This window comes from Pseudoalteromonas sp. (assembly GCF_041613455.1).
GTDB lineage: Bacteria > Pseudomonadota > Gammaproteobacteria > Enterobacterales > Alteromonadaceae > Pseudoalteromonas.
Genome location: NZ_JBFJHD010000031.1, coordinates 1 through 26,006 on the forward strand (window position 1 = coordinate 1; position 26,006 = coordinate 26,006).

23 protein-coding genes are annotated in these 26,006 nt (G+C 43.2%); 7 read left to right on the plus strand and 16 right to left on the minus strand.

Features of this window, described 5'->3' with window-relative positions:
• A partial coding sequence (locus tag ABYB02_RS05260; RefSeq protein ID WP_372761430.1) for a cold-shock protein occupies positions 1-80 on the minus strand: 80 nt, incomplete at its 3' end.
• A 474-nt stretch (positions 81-554) separates the two neighbouring features.
• Positions 555-1,607, minus strand: coding sequence for a dihydroorotase (gene pyrC / locus ABYB02_RS05265; protein ID WP_372761409.1), 1,053 nt, complete (start codon positions 1,605-1,607; stop codon positions 555-557).
• A 202-nt stretch (positions 1,608-1,809) separates the two neighbouring features.
• Between pyrC and ABYB02_RS05270 the strand changes: the two genes are divergently transcribed.
• The 3 genes from ABYB02_RS05270 (at position 1,810) to ABYB02_RS05280 (ending at position 6,358) form a co-directional block, all read left to right on the plus strand.
• On the plus strand, positions 1,810-4,191 hold the full coding sequence (locus ABYB02_RS05270) for an EAL domain-containing protein (RefSeq protein WP_372761410.1): 2,382 nt from the start codon (positions 1,810-1,812) through the stop codon (positions 4,189-4,191).
• A 461-nt stretch (positions 4,192-4,652) separates the two neighbouring features.
• Entirely contained in the window at positions 4,653-5,540 is an 888-nt protein-coding gene (locus ABYB02_RS05275) for a LysR family transcriptional regulator (RefSeq protein ID WP_372761411.1), read from the plus strand.
• Positions 5,541-5,593: 53 nt separating this feature from the next.
• Positions 5,594-6,358: a YdcF family protein gene (locus ABYB02_RS05280; RefSeq protein ID WP_372761412.1), complete on the plus strand. Its 765-nt coding sequence runs from the start codon at positions 5,594-5,596 to the stop codon at positions 6,356-6,358.
• Between the two features lie 180 nt (positions 6,359-6,538).
• Here ABYB02_RS05280 and ABYB02_RS05285 read toward each other — a convergent pair whose 3' ends face one another.
• The 8 genes from ABYB02_RS05285 to ABYB02_RS05320 form a co-directional block, all read right to left on the minus strand.
• Positions 6,539-6,934: a nuclear transport factor 2 family protein gene (locus tag ABYB02_RS05285; RefSeq protein WP_372761413.1), complete on the minus strand. Its 396-nt coding sequence runs from the start codon at positions 6,932-6,934 to the stop codon at positions 6,539-6,541.
• A gap of 142 nt (positions 6,935-7,076) precedes the next feature.
• The gene (locus ABYB02_RS05290; protein ID WP_372761414.1) at positions 7,077-7,322 is read right to left on the minus strand and encodes a DUF6868 family protein; all 246 of its coding nucleotides are present in this window, start codon (positions 7,320-7,322) and stop codon (positions 7,077-7,079) included.
• Positions 7,323-7,444: 122 nt separating this feature from the next.
• The gene (locus ABYB02_RS05295; RefSeq protein ID WP_372761415.1) at positions 7,445-7,747 is read right to left on the minus strand and encodes a hypothetical protein; all 303 of its coding nucleotides are present in this window, start codon (positions 7,745-7,747) and stop codon (positions 7,445-7,447) included.
• A 108-nt stretch (positions 7,748-7,855) separates the two neighbouring features.
• On the minus strand, positions 7,856-8,281 hold the full coding sequence (locus ABYB02_RS05300; protein WP_372761416.1) for an SRPBCC domain-containing protein: 426 nt from the start codon (positions 8,279-8,281) through the stop codon (positions 7,856-7,858).
• Between the two features lie 172 nt (positions 8,282-8,453).
• A complete protein-coding gene (locus ABYB02_RS05305; RefSeq protein ID WP_372761417.1) occupies positions 8,454-9,635 on the minus strand; it encodes an MFS transporter in 1,182 nt (393 codons plus the stop codon).
• 69 nt (positions 9,636-9,704) lie between these two features.
• Positions 9,705-9,878 carry a hypothetical protein gene (locus tag ABYB02_RS05310; RefSeq protein ID WP_372761418.1) on the minus strand — a complete coding sequence of 58 codons (174 nt, stop codon included), beginning with the start codon at positions 9,876-9,878 and terminating at the stop codon, positions 9,705-9,707.
• 33 nt (positions 9,879-9,911) lie between these two features.
• Positions 9,912-10,250, minus strand: coding sequence for a GNAT family N-acetyltransferase (locus ABYB02_RS05315; RefSeq protein WP_372761419.1), 339 nt, complete (start codon positions 10,248-10,250; stop codon positions 9,912-9,914).
• A gap of 258 nt (positions 10,251-10,508) precedes the next feature.
• On the minus strand, positions 10,509-11,261 hold the full coding sequence (locus tag ABYB02_RS05320; RefSeq protein WP_372761420.1) for a Nif3-like dinuclear metal center hexameric protein: 753 nt from the start codon (positions 11,259-11,261) through the stop codon (positions 10,509-10,511).
• Positions 11,262-11,411: 150 nt separating this feature from the next.
• On the opposite strand from ABYB02_RS05320, the gene ABYB02_RS05325 reads away from it, so the two are divergent.
• Entirely contained in the window at positions 11,412-11,750 is a 339-nt protein-coding gene (locus ABYB02_RS05325) for a hypothetical protein (RefSeq protein ID WP_372761421.1), read from the plus strand.
• A 121-nt stretch (positions 11,751-11,871) separates the two neighbouring features.
• On the opposite strand, the gene ABYB02_RS05330 is transcribed toward ABYB02_RS05325, so the two are convergent.
• The 6 genes from ABYB02_RS05330 to ABYB02_RS05355 form a co-directional block, all read right to left on the minus strand.
• Positions 11,872-15,054, minus strand: a complete 3,183-nt coding sequence (locus tag ABYB02_RS05330) for an amidohydrolase family protein (RefSeq protein WP_372761422.1) — start codon at positions 15,052-15,054, stop codon at positions 11,872-11,874.
• Between the two features lie 99 nt (positions 15,055-15,153).
• Positions 15,154-15,978, minus strand: coding sequence for a M90 family metallopeptidase (locus ABYB02_RS05335; protein WP_372761423.1), 825 nt, complete (start codon positions 15,976-15,978; stop codon positions 15,154-15,156).
• A 58-nt stretch (positions 15,979-16,036) separates the two neighbouring features.
• Positions 16,037-18,919, minus strand: coding sequence for a two-component regulator propeller domain-containing protein (locus ABYB02_RS05340; protein ID WP_372761424.1), 2,883 nt, complete (start codon positions 18,917-18,919; stop codon positions 16,037-16,039).
• Between the two features lie 132 nt (positions 18,920-19,051).
• Entirely contained in the window at positions 19,052-19,684 is a 633-nt protein-coding gene (locus ABYB02_RS05345; protein ID WP_372761431.1) for a chloramphenicol acetyltransferase, read from the minus strand.
• A 120-nt stretch (positions 19,685-19,804) separates the two neighbouring features.
• Positions 19,805-20,845, minus strand: a complete 1,041-nt coding sequence (locus ABYB02_RS05350) for a Leu/Phe/Val dehydrogenase (RefSeq protein ID WP_372761425.1) — start codon at positions 20,843-20,845, stop codon at positions 19,805-19,807.
• Positions 20,846-21,268: 423 nt separating this feature from the next.
• Positions 21,269-22,795, minus strand: a complete 1,527-nt coding sequence (locus ABYB02_RS05355; protein ID WP_372761426.1) for a fumarate hydratase — start codon at positions 22,793-22,795, stop codon at positions 21,269-21,271.
• Between the two features lie 164 nt (positions 22,796-22,959).
• Here ABYB02_RS05355 and pabB point away from each other — a divergent pair, with 164 nt between their 5' ends.
• From pabB to ABYB02_RS05370, 3 genes are all read left to right on the plus strand, one after another.
• A complete protein-coding gene (pabB, locus tag ABYB02_RS05360; RefSeq protein WP_372761427.1) occupies positions 22,960-24,306 on the plus strand; it encodes an aminodeoxychorismate synthase component I in 1,347 nt (448 codons plus the stop codon).
• Between the two features lie 23 nt (positions 24,307-24,329).
• On the plus strand, positions 24,330-24,887 hold the full coding sequence (locus tag ABYB02_RS05365; RefSeq protein ID WP_372761428.1) for a CoA pyrophosphatase: 558 nt from the start codon (positions 24,330-24,332) through the stop codon (positions 24,885-24,887).
• Between the two features lie 99 nt (positions 24,888-24,986).
• On the plus strand, positions 24,987-26,006 hold a 1,020-nt coding region (locus ABYB02_RS05370; protein ID WP_372761429.1), incomplete at its 3' end, for an L-serine ammonia-lyase.

Genomic DNA, 26,006 nt, shown 5'->3' on the forward strand with positions numbered 1-26,006 from the left:
ACGTCAGGACCATTTTCTTGTTCAATGAAACCAAAGCCTTTAGCTTCGTTGAAAAACTTTACTTTACCAGTAACCGACATACTAAATTTTCCTGTAAGTCAATAATTAAAATTCAGCCATATTATTATGGCAATATCCTCCTTGAATCAATGCTATAAATATGGAGGTATAGTACAGGAAGAAGTAATAACCAAACCGGTAACCTTAAACGCAGCACAACATCCGAAAATTCAAACGCAAAAACTCAAAGCAAGTTAAGATTAACACAATAAAATCCTTTTCGCTCTAATAATTAAAAATTAATTTATTTAGCCATATTAATACTTAGGTTTATTGTTTAAATGGTTAATTTAAAAGCAAAAAACAATGCGTATTTAGATTTCATTAAACACACTACATGCCCGTTTATAGCCACTCATAAAGTTAATAACCGCTTTGTGAATTAGCTTGTCGCTGCTATATGGTTAACTCTTTCACACTTTTACAGTTAGTAAATAAAAAGCCGTTTAGTTTAACTAAACGGCTTTTTATATTGTTTACCTCAGCACGGTTCGTTATTTAACCTGCCAGTCAATGGTGTCTTCTGCTTTAATTGGCACCACAACGGAATCACCTAAGGTATAGCTTGCTGGTACTTGCCAAGGGCTTTTTTGCAAAGTAATTGTGTCTTTGTTACGCGGCAGCTCATAAAAATCAGCGCCGTAAAAGCTAGCAAACCCTTCTAATTTATCTAAAGCACCCGCTTCTTCAAATGCTTCAGCATACAACTCAATGGCAGCATGGGCGGTATAGGCTCCTGCACAGCCGCAAGCAGCTTCTTTTTTATCTTTGTAATGAGGCGCCGAGTCTGTCCCTAAGAAAAACTTTTTGTTACCGCTGGTTGCCGCGGCCATTAACGCTTGCTGATGAATATTGCGTTTAAGGATTGGTAAACAGTAATAATGTGGGCGTATGCCCCCTGCTAACATATGATTTCGATTATACAATAAATGGTGTGCCGTAATGGTAGCCGCTACATTGTCTGGCGCACTCATAACAAACTCAACAGCATCTTTAGTGGTAATATGCTCAAGTACTATTTTAAGTGTTGGAAAGTCATTAACAACATCAGCAAGAATGGTTTCAATAAATACTTTTTCACGGTCAAAAATATCTATCGCTGAATCAGTCACCTCACCGTGGATCAACAGCAACATGCCAACTTCTTGCATTGCTTGTAACACCGGGTAAATATTTTTAACTGAAGTAACCCCCGAAGCAGAGTTTGTCGTTGCGCCAGCAGGGTATAACTTAGCCGCGACTATTTTACCGGTTGCTTTGGCTTTTTTAATTTCTTCTGGGGTGGTGTTATCAGTAAGGTAAAGCACCATTAAGGGTTCAAAGTTTCCTTGTGGTCCTGCCGCCATAATACGCTCTCTGTATGCCAGCGCGGTATCAGTACAAGTCGCGGGGGGGACTAAGTTAGGCATAATAATAGCGCGGCCCATATAACGGCTAATATCACGCACGGTATCTTTTAATTGATCGCCATCGCGTAGGTGTACATGCCAATCGTCTGGACGAGTTATGGTGAGAGTGGTTACAGAGTGTGAGTTTTGCACGGTCATTAGTTGGTCCCAAAGCTGAATTTATCCGATCATAGGCATAGGACGTTTTCGAGTAAAGTGCTTATTTAAAATAATCCATTTACTTTAATTTACACTTTAAGTTAAACATCAGTACCACTTTGCTCGTTTTACTTTGTAGCAAAGTTAATAGCATGTTAAAATGGACGCCGTGTACACTTAAAATAAGACACCATTCATAGCTATGGTTAATGTCGATACAAAGCAAACGCTCGAAACGAAAACAGAGCAACTTAGCATTATCAATCAGTTTTCATCGAGTCTATTGCAATTAGATACCCTTGATGAGCTTTTTACCTATGTAACCACCCAAGTTATTAATAGATTGGGCTTTGTTGATTGCGTCATTTTTTTGGTGAACAACGCCACCTCTACCCTTATTCAAGCCGCCTCTATGGGTGTTGAGAGTGAGCGCAGTACTTACCAAACCAAACGCCAAGTGATTCATTTTAGTGAAGGCATTACGGGCTTTGTTGCCAGCACTGGTCAAGCGGTGATGTTAGGTGATGTATCACAAGATAGCCGTTATATTGCCGACGAACGCCCTGCCCAGTCTGAGCTATGTGTGCCGCTTATTTATAAAGACCGTGTTTTGGGAGTTATAGATTGTGAGCACCCAACAAAAAATTACTTTACCGACTCTCATTTAGAAATTCTTACCACAGTTGCCCACTTATTAAGTGCCAAGATCAACCAAGTCAACACCGTTGATAATTTGCAAAAAACTGTGACGCAATTAAATGAAGCACAAAAGCTAGAAAATAGCCTGCTACAAATTGCCAATTTAACCTATAAAGCAAATGACTTAGACACCTTTTTTGAAGCACTGCATTTAATCATAAACAGCTTATTGCCTGCTGATAACTTTTTTATTGCCCTGTACGATAAACAAGTCGATATTTTAGACTTGGTTTATATTGTTGAAGAAGGTATGAAAACCCATGCCCATCAAAAAATATCGAAACAGCAATTAAAAGATACCGCTTCATATTACCTGTTAGTCACAGAGCAATCGCTGTTGTTGTCTAAAGATGACTTTATACAGCATGTAGAAAAAAGCCACTTTAACATGGTCGGCAGACAAGCTGAGTCTTGGCTAGGTGTGCCGTTTAAAGTAAATGAGCGCCATAGTGGTGTTATTGTTGTACAAAGCTATGATCAGCAACTGCACTATAATGAACACGACAATGCCCTGCTTACCTATGTGAGTCGGCAGATCAGTATGGCTATCGATAGACAATTAGCGCGCCAAGAGCTTGAGCACCGCGCACTGCACGACGAGTTAACCGGCCTTGCCAATCGCTCGCTGCTCATTGAACGCATAAAACATGCCATTTTACGCTTATCAAGAGCCAAAAAAGGCACTTCTCATGCGCTGTTATATTTAGACTTTGACCGCTTTAAAAGCATTAACGATGCATTGGGCCATGAGGTAGGCGACCATTTTTTAATTAAAATATGCCAACTGATCAAACACACCATTCGCAGCACAGACACGTTTTCGCGCTTAGGCGGTGATGAGTTTGCTATTTTTATGGAAAATATAACCCACCGAAATCAAGTAAACGAAGCCCTGAAGCGGATCCAAGTAGCCCTTGAAAATCCGATAAATATTGATGGCCACTTACTACAAGCGTCCACCAGCATTGGTGTTGCCTATAGCGAAAGTGCAGATGACAAAGCGTATCGGTTATTACAACAAGCCGATGCGGCTATGTACGAAGCTAAGTCCTCTGGGCGTGGGCAAGTGCGGTTTTTTAACAATATTATGCGTAAAAAACTTAAAAACCACGCCGATATAGAAAACGATTTACAACACGCTATTGAGCACAATGAATTTGAACTTTATTACCAACCTATTTTTACCATAGCGAGTGGCGAAGTTATTGGCTTTGAAGCCTTGGTCCGCTGGCACCATCCAGTTAAAGGCTTTGTATCACCCGGTGACTTTATTCCAATTGCCGAAAAAACCGGGCAAATTATAAATTTAGATTTATATTTGCTCGACTTAGCGGCACAGCAAATTAGTCAATGGCATCAACAGGGCCGCCGTTTTTTAAAGGTCACTGTTAATGTGTCGTCACGGCATTTTGCCAGCTTAGATTTTGTTGCCCAAATTCATGCTATCTATAATAAATATCAGTTACCTTTAGGCTCATTGTGTTTAGAAATTACTGAATCGGGCTTAATAGAAAACTTAGAGCTCGCAACACAAATAATCGAAGGATTGTCACCATTAAAAGTAAAGTTATGCCTTGATGACTTTGGCACCGGCTACTCTGCTTTAGGTTACTTGCACCAATTACCAATACATATTTTAAAAATAGATAAAAGCTTTATCGATCATTTAAAAACCGCAACCAACCCTTTGGTAGATGCTATTTTGTCATTGGCACTGTCTTTAAATTTAAGGGTTGTTGCGGAAGGCATTGAAACACCAGAGCAACTCGCCATTTTACAAACCACACAATGCAATTATGGCCAAGGTTTCTTGAAATCTAAACCTGTGCCCGCCAAAGATGCTATTTTACTCATAGACCCCCCCTATAAAAAGCCATCACGTTAGCTGCTGGTTTGTTGCCCTTCAATGTTAAAGCAGCCACAGCAAATAAGCTTAGCTTTTCAACGGCCTTTTATACTTTAGTAATGGGCTGATGTGTGCTCATGCTGTGATTTGTGATGCTACAACGGGCAGTAGCCTAATGTTAAAACGCATTGCTATACACAGTGACTTGTATTGTGAATAGCGTACCTTACTGCTTTAAATGTGCCAGTTGCAGAGGCTGAAATACACTGCACGCTAATTATTTAGTTGATATTTTCTCACATCAAACATGAGAAAACCTCATATTAAATTAGTAAAACCGCAGTTTCACAGTGCCATTTAAATAAACACCTTAGTATTTAGCCACCAACACAGCCAAACACACAAAAATCTAGCCATCCAGACGTTGAAACGATGTTTGTAAAAGCGTAATATAAGGTCACTCAGAGTTTAACTCACCTTTTCCATGAGAATTTTTAAAGATGATAGGTATTAAACACCTTAAAACCATTGCAACCTTAAAAGAGACGGGGTCTTTGGTTAACACTGCACGCGAGCTTTTTTTAACGCAATCTGCTTTATCACATCAAATCAAAGATTTAGAGAACAAACTAGACTGTCAATTATTCGAGCGAAAAACTCAACCAGTACGTTTTACGCCACAAGGCATGTTATTACTTGAGTTAGCCCACGAAATATTACCTAAAGTAGAAGCCACCAAGTGCCGCTTAAAAGAAAGCTTAAACCAACCTATTTCACAAATGCGTTTAAGTGTTGAGTGTCATGCCTGTTTTCACTGGTTACTGCCTACGATTAAAGAATTTAATAACTTTTGGCCCGATATTAAAATTGATTACGAACGGGGCTTTAGTTACGACGCCATTCCTGATTTACTCAACGATGAATTAGATTTAGTACTGACCTCCGATATACGCGACCCCGATAGACTAGAATACGCCCACTTATTTGATTTTAAATTAAAGCTCATTGTTGCCCCCGATCACGAACTTGCTAAAAAAGCATACGTTACGGCGCTCGATCTGAAAAACGAAACCATTATTTCTTACCCAATTCCACGCGAACGCCAAGATATTTTTAAGCACTTTATTCAAAATGCACGTTTTGATGGCACGCTCAAAACCGTTGATCAAGGGCTGCTTATTTTTCAGTTGGTGAGTGCCGGTATGGGGGTTGCTGCATTACCCGATTGGTTAGTCACACCGTATGAAAGCCAAGGATTAATTAAATCGATACCGTTAGGCGCGCTGGGCTTAACCCGCCCTATGTATTTAGCAATGAAAAAAGAAATGAAAGACAATCCCGTCTATCGTCACTTTTTAAATACCTGTAAATTAAATAACGGTCGATAAATAACAAACTTATGACTAATATAAAGATCTGCTTAGCTTTTATATGACTCATTATGTTTACCGTTAAAAAAATACTAGGTGGTTTATTAATGCCACTGCCTTTACTTGGTTTATTTGCCATCATTATGCTACTACTGGCATTTAAAGGTCGAAAATCAGCGCTATTTATGGCGCTGTTATCTTGTATTACGTTACTTTTGCTCAGCACCCCACTAGTGGCTAACTTAATTATAAAACCTAACCAACCCACTGCACTGGCATTTAATGCCTTAAAACACCCTAAAATCGACAAAATTGTGGTACTTGGTTGCGATGTAAACCCCAACCCCGCTTTAAGTGCGAACAATCAATTAGGTAATTGTGCACTCACTCGTTTGATAGAAGGAATAAAACTGGCAAAACACTACCCCAATGCGCAGTTAATTGTCTCGGGTGGTGGTTTTTATAAGATCACCAACAGTAGCTTAATGTATCAAACTGCTATTAATTTAGGGATTAGCAAACACCGACTAGTGCAAAACCCCAGCGCCATGGATACCGCTGCAGAAGCAAAACTACTAGCGGCGCAATTGGTTGATTACAAGGTCGCTTTAGTCACCTCGGTATTGCATATGCCTCGCGCTAAAGATTTATTTAATGCACAGGGAGTAGAGGTAATACCGGCAGCAACCGACTACCATAATTTTGCTGCGCTTCCCTTACACCGACAACTTACTCCTAATGCCGACGCATTACGCGTGGTAACACAGTACAGCCATGAACTGATGGGTAAAATGTGGATTAAATTACGCCGTGCCATGGACGCCGAAGCACTTTAACGCATTGATAAAATAGCTAAAATCATCGTAAATAAGCACTGCAGCTTAAAAATAGTTAACATCAGAGTACTATTTTGCCTAACTGACAATGTTAGCCGGCATTTATATCGCGCAGCCTAGTGATACAGCGCTATATAACTCAGGCTTAACTATTTTAAATAAAAATCAAGCCGACATTATTTAATCTGCAACCACGGTTAACGTATTCGCATCGCGAAATATTTGCCAGCGACCTGCCCGTTTTTCTAAAATGGAAAGTGAATGCCCCGCCAGCTTTGTGGTTGCATCGCCATTTTTAGGCGCACATAATAACGTTGACTCAACCCACAGGTAGGCTTGCTCACCATGTACTTTTAGCTCTCTGAGCTTACTATCGAGATCAAAGTTAATTGGTGAATCTTCAGGCGAGCTCCCTGCCGCACCTTGAGCAAAGGCTTCTTTGTCCATTTCGCCAACCCCGGGAACAAAAAACACCGCGTCATCGGCAATACATTGACGTGCTAGCGCCAAATTACCTTCCCGTGTAGCTTTGAGCCAGTTATTAAATAACTCGCGTATTGCTTGTTCATCATCCATTAGTTTTCTCCTCGTGCTGGACACAGTATCAAAGTGAGCAACCGTCGCGCTAAAAAGCGCGACGGTTGTGAGCCAAATTTAAACGGCTGGTACTGCTCACAAAACGCTTGCTAACTGTCTGCTAGCACCCCAACTGAAAGCTTTACGCCATTAATTTTAAGGCAAGGTATGGCGTTAAATTAAACAGCAAAATAGCTATTTTATAATAAGCTAAAAACTGTAAGTACAGCATAGGTAACTCAGCCGCCTTTACAGCTAAAACTTTACTATGCACAGCAACTGTAAAACCTTTAAATACGATAATAAACAGTGCTGAAAACATATAAACACCCAAATTAATGACAGTGCACCAACCAAAAAAGGTAGTCAGCTCACTCATTGCAATCATAAATGCACCCCATATATAGCGGCTACTGATGGTGGCTACTGAACGCCGTTTTTTAATTAGCACAACCTATTAAGTCAACCGAGCAAACGCTTTTGTAAACCCTAGAGTTAGTGGCTCGAACACTAGCTTGCCATACTGTTGAATATACCAACGGCCAACTCTGCCCACACATAAAGAAAGCACACCACTAATAGCACTGCGCTAACAAGCCAATATTTACCAGCTAACTTCCTCGCCAGCAGCACAAATAAGCACCCCGTAACGAAGATAAGCAAGCCCATAATGGCAAAATCCAGAGGACCCCAATGCACTTCAGCGGTAAATTGCATTGCAACTAAAGGAATGAGTAGCAAAACACACGTCGCCAGTACTAGCCAGGCAAATACAGTATTTCGCTGCACGAAGTTTTTGCTGGTTGCGTTCATATACGCTCTGCTTCTGTCACTTTACCTTTTAGCATAGACCCATTTTCGTTACTTTACCTACGCGTATTCACAGCGTTAACGCACGGTTTAAGCTGTTATAACTCAACTTTAGTCACTGCCGTTACTGTCCAGTAAGGTTTTTAAAGACTTTAAAATTTCGGGCCAGCCCTTGCTACAGGCTTGGTATACCTTACTCTCAGGCGAAAAATTGCGATGCAGTACTGTAATACGCGTAGCATGGCCTTCGGCTTTAAGCAGTATGCTCACCAGCGAGGCAGGCTCGTGTTTAAATTCGCCAAACATGGGTTTAAAAGTGTGCTCTATTAAACGCTGCGGGATAATTTCGCGTAGCTCATGTTGATCCATCACTTCACCGTTAAGACGATAATAAATGGCCGCTCCCTTTGTCCATTCAGACTCTATTCGCATGCCTGCCCAGTACTTTTCGGTAACATCTGGGTTAGTCAAAGCATCCCACACCGTGTTGAGCGAGGCTGATATACAAATCTCTTCATCAATTACTTGGTTAGTCATACGTTTCACCTAGGTGGGTTGTAGTCGTGTGTTAACAAGCACATTATTAATCACTGCACACCATCACGCTAACCGTTATCCTGCGCCATTAAGCGACGTGATATTAGCTATGACAATTTGCTATTAGTCAATGCAACAGTATAGGTTTTATTTTTACAACAGCCCGTAACTTTTAATTCGCAGTGCTTAATGTTTGTTTCGCAAAAAATGCAATGACGATACCCGGAATAGATAACGCAACGGCAAAGTACACTAAACTCATTGCAGAATAACTGCCCAGCAGCAGCCCCGCGGTAGCAGATGCAAGCATAACCGAGAGGTTAAATACCGAAGACTGCACAGAAGTGGCAACATCTTTGGCATTTTCAACCTGCCTGCTCACCGCCGCTTGCATTAAGGTCACTAATGGGCCAAACGAAAGTCCCCAGATAAAAAAAGCAAAATACCCCGCTGCGGTTGAGCTGCCAAGCATAAGTAAGGTGAGCATCGCAATGATAAGTAAAGCAAACATGGTAATTGTTAATAGCCGCAAATATTGGTCGATAAGCTTTATAGCCAATAACACAGACAGCAGCGACCCTATACCAAAAAACAATAACGCGCTTTCTATACCGCCCGCTAAACCAATTGCTGCCACTAAGCTGGTGATGTACACATAAGCGCCATAATGTGCGGTAACACCGAGTAAAGTAAGCAATAAAATAACCAGCACCGAAGCATTCTTAAGTACTGCAAAAGGCGAGGAACTTTTGCTCAGCTTTTCGCCGGGTGCTGTCGGTAAAGCAAAAAAGCTAATCACGGCAATAGCCATAATGACCACGCCAAAACCAATAAACTCAGCGCGCCAGCCATAGTCATTGCCAATCGACGTCACTATCGGCATGCCAATGCTTATGCCTAGTGTCGTGCCCGCCATTATCACCGCAATCGCCTTACCATGATGTTTTTTATCCACCAGCCGCATACCAAAAGCTGCAATCATTGGCCACATTACTCCCGCACAAATGCCGCCAACAATCCGCAAAAATATAATCAGCTTATAATCGTGAACCAGCCCTACAACAATGTTTGAAATGGCAAAGCCCATCAGTAAAAGCAGCAACAAGTGCTTACGATTGTATTGCATTGTGATTGCGATGAGCGGAATGGCAAAAATCGCTGAAGCAATAGCGTAATAGCCCACTAAATTACCGGTTTGAATTTCATTAATATTCAGATCCGCCATCATTAGCGGCAGCACACCGGAGGGCATGAGCTCCGACAATATGCCAACAAAGGTCACCGATGACATCAAAATCATCATTAACCACGGAAACGTGGTTGCGGGTTTTTGGTAAATAGTTTCGCTAGTCATAATTTATTTTTTATCAACTGTTAACGTTAAGTGGCTTGAAAAAGCCTGATTCATGTGTGAGTAAAGCAGCTAATACACAGTAGCAAATTCAAGCGACGTAAGTAAGCAGGTATCACTGTATAGGTAAATATCTAGCCGTAGCATGAAGCCAGATGGGCGTATGGCAAATACACTGTTATGGCTGGCAACCGTCATCCCCCGCACCAGACTCACTACTTGGCGGTGCAGCAGTGGCTGACACATAGTCCGCTGTAATTAGTTTGCTTAAATGTGGTGTTAATGAATATTTTTCGACATATAGAAAAAGTTGTCGTGCTGTTTATCAACCGCAAAATCGTTTCTTATATATAAGTGATACGCAGGGCTTATTTTAAACACTCTGAGCCTAAGCTGCTTCACCCCCGCATTTGCCGCTAAGCGTTCACACTCAGCAAGCGCGGCAGCACCTACCACCGCAGACCCGTATAAAATATCCCAGTTTTCCAACTCGGCAATTTGCACTCGTATTTTAGCCTGCTGCCAATTAACAGCGTAATGCTTATAATAGGGTCGCATGTTTTGATAAGTAATGGCTGCCGATGCATCAAGGTTGGTTGCTAATGGGTATGAAATCACCCTCTATCTCCTCGTTTCTCAATGAAGGGGCATGCTAACTTTTGATTCTATCCCAATAGGTTGTTTCATCAAGTTATCAATTTAACTGATTAACTTCAGTTACCTGCTCTTGGCATTGGCGAGCTCGCAACGCCTTGATGAAAATGGCGTACACATTGTATTAATGCGACACGCTGTGTTGCAGTGTCGCGTTAATACAATCAGGTGCTAGCAGCTAACGACTCTATGATGAAGTTACATTTCCTGTAACCCCGCTCGTTAAACTGGGTTATCTATGTCTATGAAGGTCACATCAAAGCCGTGTTGCTCGGCCAGTAGCTCACCCAGTGCTTTAATGCCGTAACGCTCGGTGGCATGGTGCCCTGCGGCAAAAAAGTCGATATTCTGCTCACGCGAGCTATGAATAGTTTGCTCCGACGCTTCACCGGTTAAATAGGCATCGATGCCCTGCTCGGCCGCTAAATCAATGTAACCTTGGCCACCACCGGTACACAACGCGATTGTCGTAATTTTTTCGTTGCGCACTAGGCTCGTTAACGGTTGACGATTTAACACCGTGTTAATTTTAGCCGCAAACTGCTCGCCTGTAACTGGGGTTTTTAAGCGCCCTTTCATTGCCACGCTGTTCGCAACTGGCTCTAATCCTGCTTCAATTTCAATATCGAGTAACTGTGCAAGTTGCGCGTTATTACCCAATTCAGGGTGAATATCAAGCGGTAAATGATAAGCAAATAAGTTAATATCATTGGCTAATAGTGCAGCAATGCGACGCTTTTTCATGCCGGTGATCGGTTGCGACTCACCTTTCCAAAAATAGCCATGGTGCACTAAAATTGCATCAGCGTTTTTTTCAATCGCGGCATCAACCAAGGCTTGGCTTGCGGTAACCCCTGTCACTATGGTGTTAATTTCATTTTTACCTTCAACCTGCAGGCCATTTGGGCAAAAATCATTAATTGTATCGGGTTTTAAAATGGTATTTAACAGCTGGTTAAATTCTCTACGTTGCATTCAAGTCACCTTACTTTGCACTGAATTTTGTGCAAATTTTGGCGTTTTATAGGCTAAAATGGAAGGAAAATCGCAAAAAATTGAAAAACAGTTCTAAAATAGGTATAAATAGCGCTTCATTATCTGTGTTAACAACGTATAGGGTCTCTGATGAGCAAACTAGACAAAACAGAAGTACTATCTGCCTTTGAAGCAGCGTATGAAACTGCCAACGGTAAAAAGCCTGAAATCACTACAAAGCCTGGCTGGTACAGTATTGATGGCGGCAAAAACATGCGTCTTGCTGATGTAGCAGAGCTAACTAAAAAATTAAGCTCAGGCAAAACAACTAAAACTAAAAAAGCGAAAGCAGCAGCCCCTGCAAAAGCTCACAAAGCAGCGTTTACGGTTGTTACTAACAATGAAGAAGGTTACACGGCTGAAGAGTCTTGGATTGTTGAGCTTGCAAGTAAAGATCACGATTGTCGCTTACCGCGTGGTGTTGTTTAAACAACGCAGTGATTGCAACAAAGAAACCGCGTAAGCGGTTTTTTTATGCCTAAAAAAGCGGCTAACTTAACACTAAGTTAGCCGCTTTTAACGTTTTAAGGAGAGTTAAACTATCCCCGCGCTATTTATCGTTTTCAAAATAAAGAGCTTTACGTGGCTTTTTACCCACTTCGTTCATCGTCGCGGCATCAAATAAGCGACCATTGATCATGGTGTAATCAATTTTGTCTGAGTCGCGAATATTAGCCAGCGGATCGCCGTCAATCACAATTAAATCGGCTAGTTTACCCACTTCTAGCGAGCCCACGTTTTTATCAAGCCCGAGGTATTTAGCCGGATCAAGTGTTGAGGCTCTAATTGCTTCAAGCGAAGTCATACCGCCTTGTGCAAACATCCACATTTCCCAATGCGCGGCTAAGCCTTCACGCTGACCATGCGCACCTAAATTAACCAATACACCTAAGTCTTGCAGCTCAGCGGCTACACGGGCGTTATTAAAGTGGTTATAGTGATGATCGGGTGCTTTAACCCGACGCATTGAGCGTGGTAATAGTTGGTTTTTAGGCACAAATTTGCTTAATCGTGGATGATTCCACACATCGGTTTTATCGTACCAGTAGTTTTCACCCCATATGCCACCATAAGCCACAACCAAGGTGGGCGTATAGCCTACATCACTTTGTGACCATAACTGTTTTATATCATCGTAAATATTTTCTGCCGGAATGGAATGCTCTATACCGGTATGCCCATCCACTATCATACTGAGGTTATGCTGCAGTAATGAACCGCCTTCAGGCACCACCATCATTTCAAGTTCGCGACCAGCCGCTATCACTTGCTGGCGTTGCTCTCGACGAGGTTGGTTGTATGACTTAACACTAAACGCGCCCACTTTTTTAAGACGCTCTAAATGAAACTTAGCGTCATCTAAGGAGTCAATGTGCGAGGTATACCCAGGCATATTGGCGCCATATAAAATAGTGCCAGTAGAAAATATACGCGGGCCTACAATCATGCCGGCTTTTTGCATTTCACTGGCGGTAAATATTTCCGTGGTATCATTTGAAGGGTCGTGAATAGTGGTGACCCCCAGCGCCAGCCCGGCAAAGTTTTTCCAGTTTTGCTGCGGAATAATTTCATCACTGGCTTGTGAGCCATGTGCGTGTGCATCGACAAGCCCAGGCATAATTGTTTTGCCTGTTACATCAATTACCTGTGCATCGCTAGGAATACTAACCTGCTCCGCAGCGCCCAGTGCTTTAATGCGCTTGCCATCGGTGATCAACACGCCATTTTCAATGACTTTTTCACCGTCCATAGTAATAATTTTAGCCCCGGTTAACGCTATCATCCCCTTCGGCGCGGCCATTTTTTTACTGAAACTAATGTTTTCGCCGCTTTTTACTTTAAAGTCTTTATCGGCGGCTTTGTTAATGGCAAACATACCGTCAAGGCTTGCATGATATAGCTCTGGGCCCAACGTCCAATAAAGCGTATCGCTGTTGGCACTCCAACTAATATTTTCGCCCGCACGCACAGATAACTGCTCAATAGGAAATTGGCTGTCTTTAGGACCAATATTAATGGTGCTGCCACTTTCTACCAGCGGTGTAACAAACACTTTAAAACGTTCTGCAAACGCTAAGTATTGGCCATCTGGCGATACTCTAAATTCGGTGGCGTGCTCTGACTCATACAATTTGCGTACTTTTTTGCTGTCAAGCTCAACAACACTCAGCGTCGGTTTAGGCCATGGGCTCATAATATAAACACGGTCGTTTGCTGCGCCAAACTGTGGTTGATAACCACTTTTTGAAATTAACTCACTGCTGCCGCCTTTACTGCTTACGCTGTAAATACCGGGGTTTAGCGACCATTTTGGGTTTAAAATACTGCCGCCGCTGGCTTTACGATAAACCACGGTTTTGCCGTCTGGGCTAAATGTAGGCTCTACGTATTTACCTGGCTGCTCAGTAATGGTATTACCACGGCCGCTGCGCGCAGACACAACCCGCACTGAACCTTGTTTGTGGTCATCCCACGTGGTGTATACAATTTTTTTACCATCACGCGAATACTGTGGAAATAGCTCGTAATGATCGGTTTGCTTGGTTAACCGTTTAATTTTTCCCGATGCTAAATCGCGTTTGTAAATATGCCCTAACGCTTCAAAAATAGCCGTTTCGCCATCTGGGCTAATTTGCACGTTGCGCAGCATTTTAACCTCAAACTCGTCGCTATCGAGGTTTTGCGTAAAACGCACTGCGGGTTGAATTTTTTTCGTGGTGTCTACTTTAAACTCAATGGTGTTTAGCGATTTATCGTCAACATTAACTGAATGAATTTTACCACCAGCCCAAAAAACCAGTGCATCGTTATCAGGGGTCCACGCAATAGTAGGGTATACGCCATGAATCGCCCACGTTTCTTGCATATCGCGCTCTAGCTTGTCGTACAGCTTAGTGTGCTCACCACTGGTTAAATCGTATAAATACAGGCTAGTTTGAAAGTCATCACGTTTAATATAAGCCAGCTTTTTGCCATCCGGCGATGGGGTCGGTCTGATAGCCCCGCCCATACCACTAATCACGGTTTCGATTTCGCCTGTTTCGCGGTCGTAGCGTTTAATTTTATAAATGCCCGCTACTGAGTCTTTTGAATAATGGAAAGTTTTTCCAGGAGTCGCATCATGCGAAAAATACACGTAACGGCCATCTGGTGAAAACATCGGTTCACCCAAGTCTTTTTGATCGTTCTCGCGTTTGGTTAGTTGTACCCCTTTACCCCCTGCTTTGTGGTAAAGCCATACTTCACCGGCACCTAATGAACGACTTGCAGTAAAGTGCTTACGCGCCACAAGGTAATCACCGTCTGGGCTCCATGCGGGGCTATTGAGTAAACGAAAGGTTTCATCGGTCACGGCGGTTTGGTTTTCACCGTTAATATCCATGATCCAAATGTTATCGCCGCCGCCTTGATCTGAGGTAAACGCAATATGTTTACCATCGGGGCTAAAGCGCGGCTGCATTTGCCACGCAATGTCAGATGTCAGCTGGGTCGCTTTACCGCCACTCATCGGCATAGTGTAAATGTCGCCTAATAAATCAAACACCAGTGTATTACCATCGGGGCTCACATCAATGTTCATCCACGTGCCTTGGTCTACACTAATAGCAGCATCGACAAACTGCCCGCTGGGTGCATCAACCTGCCATTTTTGTTCATCGTTTTGCGCGGCGTGTGCGTGGCCTAATGCCAATGACACAGATAAAGCCAGTACCGTTTGCAGCCTAGTTTTCATGCGTTTCTCACTTATTATTGTTGCTGTGTATCACTCTATTACATGATTGCAACAAAAACGCTAGCAAGTTACCAGCGTTATAAGATGAAGTGCATAAAATTAGTGCCAAACGATAGGATCAAATTGATAGTAGTCCACCAGCAAGCGGTAAATTTCGGGATCGTATTGGCGCAGCTCTGCCGGTTTTTCAATAAAGGTTTCGGTGATCACCGCAAAAAACTCCGCTTCGTTGGTCGCACCATAGCTGTGGATCACATGGTGCATACTGTAAGCAACATGGGTTTTTAGCTGATTATATGCACGGCTAAACACCCGCCCCCACTCTTTATATTGCGCTGCACTGCTAAGTAACGGGGTGCCGGTGGTTTGGCCGGTTTCTTGATCGAGCTGATGGGCAAATTCATGAACCACTAAATTATGGCCATCACTGGGCAGCCGATTACCTTCTAATACATCGTGCCAACTGAGCACTAAAGTGCCCCCAGGCCAAGATTCACCTAAACGCACTGTATTATGATAACTCACTAATCCCGCACTATCACGCCGTGACTGCGGCGCATAATAAGCACTGGGGTATAACAATATTTCTTTGACATTGTTATACAGTGGCCAAGGTTTATGCAGGACTAACAAGCAGGCATCAGCAGCAACAATGAGCTTCATCGCGGCCGTTAGTGTTAAGCCATCGCAGCCGACAAAGCGCTTTTCATTTAAAAACCAGCCAATATGCCGTTCAAGCTTAGCTCTATCGGCATCGGTCATTTTTTTATAAATGGGCATACAGCGCAATAAAATCTCTTTTTGCTGAGAATTGAGCGCCATGGTTTTATATTTTCGTTGCCAAAAATGCTGCCGAATCGTTGGCCAACGCCAAAATACAGTCACAAATATAAGCAAGCACACTAACAACAGGGTATTTATCATCAAAGCGCCTTAACAAAATAGATACTGTTTATATATGTGCGTTATCGCTACTTTTCAATTAAATGACGACGATACGATTACGCCCCGTGTTTTTTGCTGTGTATAATGCTTGGTCAGCACGTGCTAACAAGCGATCATGATCTGCTACGTCTATAGAGTCTGCTATACCAAAGCTGGCGGTTATATCCTGCAAGTTATCTGCTATGTTGCTATAGTCATTATTAGCAATCGCTAAACGCAGCTGTTCGCAGATCAACTGTGCTTGGGCAGCAGTTTGATTAGGAAACACTAAGGTAAACTCTTCGCCGCCCCAACGTGCTGTTTTTTGCTCACCTGCACAGTGCATGTTAAGAATATCGGCGATTTTACAAATCACTTTATCACCCACCATATGCGACCAGCTGTCATTGATCCGTTTAAAGTGATCAATATCCATTATAGCCATGGCAAGCGGCTTATTTTGCGCTTTATACGTGGCAAAGTGTTCGCCCAGCCAACTATCAAAAGCGCGACGATTAGGCAAACCGGTTAGTTGATCATGGGTGGCCTGATACGAAAAAGCATTGGCTTGTTGTTGCAGGGCGTGGGTTTGTTGCTCAACCCGCTCCATTAATTGCGCCTCTACTTTTTTATAGTGGTATAAACGGTATTTATAAAGCGCATAAATGAGCAATAAAAAGCTCAAAAATACCATCAGTTTAAAGCTAAATTTTTGCCAGTAATGGGCTTGGATCACAAAATGAATGACTTTTTCATTTTGTTGCCATTGGCCATTAGGATAACCAGCACGTACCATAAATGTATACTCACCGGCGGGCAAGTTAGTGTATTCAGCCATGTTTATTTGCTGTCGATCGACCCAGCCCTGATTAAATCCTTTTAGCTGCGTTTGAAAACGTAACCGCTGCGGCATAATAAAACTCAAACCCGCATATTGAAACGACAGCCTAGATACCCCAGGGGGTAATAACACCGTTTCGTTGTCGAGCGGCAACGCGGTAGGACTGCCATCAACCACAAAGTTCTCAATAATGGTTGGCAACGCTAACTGATTGGTTTCGTGTAAGCGGTGTGGATTTACGGTACTTACCCCTTTAGCGGTGGCAAACCACAGCGTGCCATTACTGTGCACGGTGGCCGAAGGAGTTGAGCCGCCATTAGCTTGTGCACTAAGCATACCGTCGCCTTCATCATAAAGCTGATATAACAGTGGTTGGGGCTGGTTCGCATCGAGAATATTATTCACATCGGTGCGGTCAACTTGAATAATGCCGCGATTACTGGTTAACCAAAAAGCATTACCCGCATGTAATACCTGAAACAGCTTGTCGACGGGTAGCCCATGCTCACGTCCCAACATTGCCATGGCACCGTTACTGTGCTGATAACGCACTAAACCGCGATCGGTCGCCATCCAGGTGTAATCTTGTTCAATGTAAAAGCCAAACGCGTATTGTGCTGCAAATTGTGCTGGAAAAGTCACGGCAGTAAATTGCTCTGTGGCATTATCAAATACCACCACGCCATTGCCGGTGCCAATCCACACATTACCGCGGCTATCTTCTGCCAGTGCTAAAATAAAACCACTGGGCAGCTCTTTTTTATTGGTAAATTGCACTAAGGTGCCATCCTGCTCTACTCGGGTTAAGCCCATTGCAGAGCCAATCCAGAGGCGGCGTTTGGCATCCAGTAGTAGCGATCTGACTTCGTTACTGCCCAACCCTGAGCCGCGGTTTAAAAACGGCGTGATGTGATTATTACTGACTTTTAATACCCCAGACGTATAGGTACCCACCCATACATCGCCATTGTCCCCCTCAAGTAAGCTCAACACCGAATAAGGGGTGCCTGTCGTTGCATTGGCAATCGTTGTTATTTCAGCATTGTTAAATCGGTCTAACCCGGTACTGCCGCCAACCCATAAACTACCGTCTGAATGCGACATCACAGTGCGTACATAATCGCCGCTTAAGCCGCGCTTTTTTGTCCAAGATGAAAACGGTGCCGCTCGTAATCTAAATAGCCCGGCATTCGTGCCAACCCATATACTGTGCTCACTGTCTTGTAACAACGACAATATACGGTTGGCGGGCAAACCATCTTTTTCGTCTAACTGCTCTAATGTATTATCACTGAGTCTAAAAATACCTTTGTTTATGGTGCCAAACCATAAGTCCCCCTGGCTATCTTCTAACATGCTCGAAATAGCTTCATTACGCAGTTGTGGGTGCAAGGCTGTAAAGTGCTTACCAGTTAAAACACTGGCGCCATTTTCGCTACTTACAATGAGTTTATTTTCTCTGCTCAGCAGCAAGTTATAAACAGGACCGCTGGGTAAGCCTTGCGCTGTGGTAATAAGCGTTGCCTGTTGTTCGGTAATTTTATACAAGCCATCACTGGTAGCCGCCCAAATAACGCCGCTGCCATCTTCGAGTACCCGATACGCACTGACATTTTTAATAATGGGGGTGTCTTTATGACTATTTGGCGCGCGGTAAAATACACCATCGTTTTCCAGTGCCAGCCATAGCCCGCCTTTGCGGCTTTGAATAATATGGTTAACCATGGTGGCGGCACTCGGCTGAGTGTTCCACTGCTGATATTGGTATAAACTGATGCCTCCTCGCGCTCCTGCAATAAGTAACCCACCCTCTTGAGTGACGCTGAGGGTGCGCAGGCCAGAATCTGGGAGGTTATTTATTTCAGCCCGTGTGAACAGTTTAAATTCTTGGCCATTAAAACGCGCTAACCCTTCCCAGGTGGCTATCCATAAATACCCATCGTGGGTTTGCGCAAGGCTATTAATACTATTGTGAGGCAACCCCGAGCGGGTATTCCAGGTTTCAAAAAAGTAGTCACTTAATGGTATGCGGCTTTGCTGGTGAGCCTCGCAGGTAAACATAGCCAACAAAAAAGCGATAATCCCTAAACGTGTCATCATGGCGACCTTGGTTTTTATAATTAGCCATAAATTAGTAGTAAAGCTTAAATATAAAACAAACCTTTATTACTACTAATTAATCTCATCCTGATTGATTACGCAAATGTTAACATAGGCTTATACTATTTAGCATCAAGAAAAATTATCCATATAATGCTGTAACGTACTGATAAACCTTGCTACATGCAGGCCATCCATTAATGCGTGATGCACATCTATCGCTAACGGTAATGTGTGTGTGGTTTTATTATATTGACCAAACACTAATTTAGGGATCGCTAAGCTTTCGCCCACTGAAAACGCATGGGAAAAGGCAGTAAAATTTAACCAGGGTAATACCGAAATATGCACTAAATCGGGCTGCCCTTCGGTTTGTGCAAATGCATCACTAAACAACGGCTGTGCTTTCGCATTGGCGCTCACTAAGGTGGCGTGTTGAGTAAATTCTGTAAAGTTGGCGGTGTTATTAAAGTAACTAAACCTAAAGGTATCATCAGCGGCTAATTCAACTACACTGGCGCGTACCGTTTTCAGTAACCAAGGCTTATCATCAACCATACGCAGCCGCATTGGCTCGTATGCATGACACGCTTGGAGCGTGGCATAAATATAGGCTTGAAAAAAAGACCGTTGCTGAGTTTTACAATACGCGTAGAGCGCCTTAGCGTTAAGTTGCACACACACATTAAAGTAAGGCTGAGAAAAATCTTTAAACAACTCAAAATGTTGTTTGCGGGGCCAATTGGCTAAATCGATTGGCTGCATTTCAATGGTCGAAGATGGCATAGGGACACGCTGATAAAATAAAACAGTGAGTCTAACCTAAAAATAAAAAAAAGGCGTGCCATAGCAACGCCTTTATTATTGCATGTGTACCAGTATCGCTTACAGACCGTTTTTAATGATCTCTTGTGCAAGCTCATCGGCAATTAAATGCGTCGATTTTTGTTCTTTTTCACTGCGGGCAAAAATTTCAGTTAAGGTATCAAAGATGCCTTCAACATGTTTATTTGAAGCCGCGGCGCTGTAACCCTCGGGTGCTGTTTCATAATAAACATTAATGATACCCCCGGCGTTAATCACGTAATCGGGCGCGTATAAAATGCCTTTTTCACGAATAATTTCACCATGGCGTGATTGCGCTAATTGGTTATTAGCACAGCCTGCAATAATGGTGGCTTTTAGGCGTGGTATCGTGGCATCGTTAATTGTTGCCCCTAACGCACAGGGTGCATAAACATCGACACTTAGGTCGTAAATTTCATCAATACCTACAGCCGTTGCGCCAAAATCCTTCACCACACGGTCAACTGCAGCCTGATTAATATCGGTAACAAACAACTCTGCACCGGCCTCAGCTAAATGCTTACATAAGCTATAGGCTACTGTGCCTAAGCCTTGCACTGCCACTTTAATACCAGAAAAATCTTGGTGTCCACGTTGATGATTAAGCGCAGCTTTAATGCCTAAAAACGTACCGTAGGCGGTAAATGGCGAAGGGTTACCGCTTTTGCCTTCAAGGCCAAGTACATAATTCGTTTCTTTGTTCATCATCGCCACATCATCACAGGTAATGTTTACATCTTCTGCTGAATAGTAGCTACCATTTAAACGCTCTAATTGACGACCAAAGGCACGAAATAACTGCTCTGATTTTATTTCTTTCGCATTGCCTATAATCACCGATTTACCACCACCAAAAGGCAAACGCGCAACGGCATTTTTATAGGTCATGCCTTTTGATAAGCGTAATACATCGTAAACTGCATCTTCGTCATTGGCATAATCCCACATTCTACAACCGCCAACCGCCGGACCAAGGTTTGTGTTATGTACCGCAATAATTGCTTTTAAACCCGATTCTTTATCCGAACAAAAAACCACTTGCTCATGGTTATCAAATTCAACTTGATTAAACACAGCCACTTTAAATACTCCGAAATAGTTAACCCTAAGGCATGCACACTAGAAATTGCCGTGACTTTATCACTTCGATTAACACTTCGCTATACTATGAGTAGATAAACCAGAGCAAGGCGGTGCAAATGAATAAAGTATCTAAAAAAAAGTGAATTACAGAATGTAAAAACTATAAATTATAACATATAAAACAAAACAATCTAAAATATACATACAACAAAAAGTTTACGCTTACGTGAACGTAACGCGCTAATTTACTGTAAAGATTAACTTACATCAAACGTTACTGCGCTAACACGCTCTGCGTATAGCATGGTGCGCATAATCAGCAATGCAAGCGAACTGGTCTGAGCTGATTGAGGGATTTAACTGCAGCCTAAAATGCAAAAAGCGAGCACTAGGCTCGCTTTTATTAAGTTAATACTGGCGTTACTTTAGCTTAGCGTCTAACTCGGCAATTTTAGCTTGCCAAATTGCTGGGCCTTGCGTGTGTGCGTTAGCACCGTCGCTGTCAACGGCGACGGTAACAGGCATATCTTCTACTTCAAACTCGTAAATAGCTTCCATACCTAAGTCTTCAAACGCAACCACACGGGCTTTTTTAATCGCTTTAGACACTAAGTACGCGGCACCACCAACGGCCATTAAGTAAACCGATTTATGCTGCTTAATCGACTCAACTGTTGCCGGACCACGCTCAGCTTTACCTATCATGCCAACAATGCCGGTTTTTTCTAGCATCATGTCGGTAAATTTATCCATGCGGGTTGCCGTGGTAGGGCCTGCAGGACCTACCGCTTCATCGCGAACCGCATCCACTGGGCCCACGTAATAAATAAATTTGTTATCAAAATCGACGCCTTCAGGTAAGCCTTCGCCTGAATTGATCATGTCTTGTAAACGCTTATGCGCTGCATCACGCCCAGTTAAAATAGTGCCTGAAAGTAATACGGTTTCACCCATTTTCCATTCTTGCACATCGGCTTTAGTTAAGGTGTTTAAGTTAACACGGCGTGTACCTTCACCCACTTCAAAAGTGACTTCTGGCCAATCTTCAAGTTTCGGTGCTTTTAAATCAGCAGGGCCTGAACCGTCTAAGGTAAAGTGTACGTGGCGCGTGGCTGCACAGTTAGGGATCATCACCACAGGCTTTGAAGCGGCATGGGTTGGCGCCGTTTTAATTTTAATGTCGACTACTGTGGTTAATCCGCCTAAACCTTGCGCACCAATACCTAATTTATTCGCGCGTTCAAAAATTTCTAAGCGTAACTTTTCTTCAGTGGTTTCTGCGCCGCGTTCCATTAGTTCATGAATGTCGACCGGATCCATTAACGACTCTTTAGCCATAACCGCTGCTTTTTCAGCAGTACCACCAATACCTATGCCTAGCATGCCTGGCGGACACCAACCTGCACCCATGGTTGGTAAGGTTTTTTCTACCCACTCTGCCACATCGTCAGAAGGGTTTAGCATCACCATTTTACTTTTGTTTTCTGAGCCGCCACCCTTAGCCGCAACCATGACTTCTACTTTATCGCCCGCGACTAGATCAATATGCACCACCGATGGCGTGTTATCTTTGGTGTTTTTACGTGTCCCGGCTGGGTCTGCCACAATAGAAGCACGCAGTGGGTTATCTGGGTTTAAGTAAGCACGACGAGTGCCTTCGTCAACCATTTGTTGAACCGTTAAATCGGTTTTGTCCCAACGAACATCCATACCTACTTTAACAAAACAGGTAATAATACCCGTGTCTTGACACAATGGACGTTTGCCTTCAGCCGACATACGCGAGTTAATTAGTATTTGCGCGATGGCATCTTTAGCCGCTTTACTTTGTTCTTTGTTATAGGCTTTTTCCAGCGCTTGAACAAAATCAAGAGGGTGATAAAAAGAAATATATTGTAATGCATCTTCAATGCTATCAATAAAGTCTTGCTGACGGATTGTACTCATAGTGGTTCCTTAAGTTACCGTTACGCGTATTGCGTAAGCTATATCAAACCGGTGACGGTGGTTTGCACTGTTTTTAATGGATGATGCAACTAAACGCTGCCAAAAAAATTTGACTTATGATACCCTCCCCGCCCGTTTCGAGCCAGTTCTTATAGGGGTAGTAAATGCTAAACAATGAAAAAAATTGTACAAAATTAGCCATAACACAAAACTGTATTGATGTTTTTGCGCATTTTGCACATTTACCTTATGCAATTTTGCTCGACTCGGGTAATAGTGACCACGTAAACAGTCGCTTTGATATCATTGCTATTGCTCCACACAGTACGCTGGAAGTGATTAATAATCGCAGCATGTTAAATCAGCAGCACGACAGCAGAAGTTGCTTTGATATAATGAACGCAGCACTGGCCACCCTAGATAACAGCAAAGCCGCTCATGAGTTACCCTTTAATGGCGGCTGGCTGGGTTATTTTGGCTATGACTTAGGACGCACCCTTGAAACACTGCCAAGCCAAGCACACAGCGATATTACTATGCCACAAATGGCCGTGGGGCTGTATTTAGACGCACTTATTTACGATAAACAGCAACAAAGCTGGTTTTATGTGGCCCAGCCCAACACCCATCGCTTAGCCCTGTATCAACAGTATTTAGCCACCCCACCCACACACGCGCGTTTTTCGCTTAGCAGTGAGTGGCAGTCAAATATGAGCCGCAGCGATTATGAGCAAAAATTTGCCGTGATTGAAAACTATTTAAAAAGTGGTGACTGTTATCAAATTAATTTAGCGCAGCGTTTTAGTGCGCATTATCAAGGTGCGCCGTGGGCTGCCTATAAAACACTTAGCGCAGCGAATAAAGCGCCTTTTTCAAGCTTTATTAACCACCCACAGGGCGCTATTTTGTCTATTTCTCCTGAGCGCTTTATTTTAGTGAACGATAACCAAGTTGAAACTAAACCGATTAAAGGCACCCTGCCGCGTAAAGCCGATCCGCAGCAAGATGCGCAGCAAGCACACACTTTAGCTAATTCAGCAAAAGATCGCGCCGAAAATGTAATGATTGTCGATTTACTGCGCAACGACTTAGGTAAAGTCGCCAAGCCCGGCACAGTGGCCGTGCCGTCTTTATTTGCCATTGAAAGTTTTCCGGCGGTGCATCACTTAGTTAGCACCGTTACCGCCACCTTAGCCGACGGTAAAACGGCCGTTGATCAGCTTGCTGCCGCCTTTCCTGGAGGCTCTATTACGGGCGCCCCGAAAGTCAGAGCAATGGAAATTATTGAAGAGTTAGAGCCTCATAGACGCAGCATTTATTGCGGCTCCATTGGCTATTTAAGCGCCTGTGGCAATATGGACACCAGTATCACCATTCGTACTTTAGTGTGCCATCAGCAGCAAATCCACTGCTGGGCCGGGGGCGGAATTGTTGCTGATTCTAAAGTCGCATTGGAATATCAAGAAACTTACGATAAAGTGAATAAAATACTTCCTTTATTACAGCAGTAGGTCCTTTGAATAGTGAACACATTATGGCGCGGTTTCAATTAAGCCCAACCACTGCGCCTGCATACCGCTTAGATACCGCTAAAAAACGCGCCAGTGCTGTGATGCTGCCGCTGATTGATATAGATGATCAGGCGCATATTTTATTGTGTAAACGCCCCACCTACTTGCATCATCATCCTGGCGAAATTTGCCTGCCTGGCGGTAAATTTGAAGCCAGCGACATTACCCTACGCACCACCGCACTGCGTGAATTAAACGAAGAGCTCAATATAGCCCCCAGCAATGTCACTGTGGTGGGTCAGTTACCGCAACACGCCACCCTTACAGGCTTTAATATCAGCCCTTTTGTGGGCTTACTGCATAAGCACACCACCTGGGAAAACGATTACAATGAGGTGCAAGCGAGCTTTTTACTGTCGCTTGCCGATTTAGTTAACGACGCTAATTGGCAGCCGGTGCATTTTCAGCGCTCAGGCAAGATAATCAGCCTACCGGGATTTGCCACTCCACACGGACTACTTTGGGGCGCGACGGCACTGATTATAAAAAACTTTACAAAACAACTCGCCATACCAGTTTAAATCTAGGCTATTAATAGTTACATAGTCACAATTTAGCGTTATCATAGTCGACCGTTCAAAAAGCAGCCCAGAGCTGAGAAAAATAAGTAGAGATACATTATGATCAGTGCATTTGATATGTTTAGTATAGGTATTGGCCCTTCGTCGTCACATACCGTTGGCCCAATGCGCGCATCTCGTTTATTTGTTAATGAATTACAAGAAAAACAATTATTAACACAAGTAACCGATATTAAAGTTGAGCTATATGGTTCGTTAGGCCAAACAGGTATTGGCCATGGTTCGGGTAAAGCCGTCATTTTAGGACTGGCGGGTCACGATCCAGAAACGATTGACGCCGACTTGGTTGACGATATTTTAGCCACCATTGAAAACGAACAGGCTATTTATTTAAACCAAACCCACAAAACAAAATTTCCTAAGCAAGGCGCCATTGTGTTTCATCGCCGCAAGACCTTGCCAAAGCATTCCAACGCCATGGAAATTATTGCCAGCAGTAATGGCGAAAAGCTGTATAGCAAAATTTACTACTCGATTGGTGGCGGCTTTATTGTTACCGACGAAGAGTTTGAAAACGAAAAGCAAGCAGCGCTCACTATTCGTGAAGAAAACCCGGCTCCATTTCCATTTAACAGTGCACAACAACTACTCGACATGTGTAAAGAGTCGGGATTAAGTGTTTCCAGCTTAATGATGCGTAACGAAAAAACGCTGCGCAGCGAAAACGAAATTAAAGATGAGCTGTTTAATATTTGGCAAGTAATGAAAGCCTGTATTGAACGCGGTATGCGTACAGAAGGCATCTTACCGGGTGGCTTAAAAGTAAAACGTCGTGCCCCTAACCTGCATTTAAAGCTTAATGTAGAGGTCAGCAACGATCCTTTGCGTGCTATGGATTGGGTGGATTTATTTGCCTTAGCAGTTAACGAAGAGAATGCCGCTGGCGGGCGTGTTGTGACCGCACCCACTAATGGCGCTGCAGGTATTTTACCGGCGGTACTAATGTACTACCACACGTTTATTAAAGAAGTGGATCGTGATATTGCCACCCGCTATTTATTAACCGCAGCAGCGATTGGCATTTTATACAAAAAGAACGCCTCTATTTCCGGTGCCGAA